Source organism: Pseudomonas sp. HY2-MNA-CIBAN-0224, assembly GCF_040310285.1.
Taxonomy (GTDB): Bacteria; Pseudomonadota; Gammaproteobacteria; order Pseudomonadales; family Pseudomonadaceae; genus Aquipseudomonas; species Aquipseudomonas helleri.
In genome coordinates this window covers 1-233 of sequence record NZ_JBEOPQ010000935.1, presented here as the reverse complement: position 1 = coordinate 233, position 233 = coordinate 1, and the positions used below count along the sequence as shown (strand labels likewise).

Here is a 233-nt window from a genome sequence, read left to right as displayed (position 1 = left end):
ATTCTTGATGCAACTGGCGGCACTCATCTAACACTGGTGCTAAATCACCCGCACATACATAAACAATGTTATCGGATAGCAAGGCTGCATTAGCGCTTTGTGGTGTAGTACAACAAGCAATATTGACTGCCGCTAAGCAAGATTCAACATGGCGGCGATGGGGTAAAGCTTGGCTGTCGCCATGCAACATTACACGCACACCTTGGCTTGCCAGTAATTTAGCCACCAACAAT

1 protein-coding gene is annotated in these 233 nt (G+C 46.8%); it reads right to left on the bottom strand.

All coding sequences use genetic code 11. From position 1 onward, the window contains the following. On the bottom strand, window positions 1-190 hold a 190-nt coding region (locus AAEZ03_RS28995; RefSeq protein ID WP_350583463.1), incomplete at its 3' end, for a hypothetical protein. Between the last annotated feature and the right edge of the window lie 43 nt (window positions 191-233).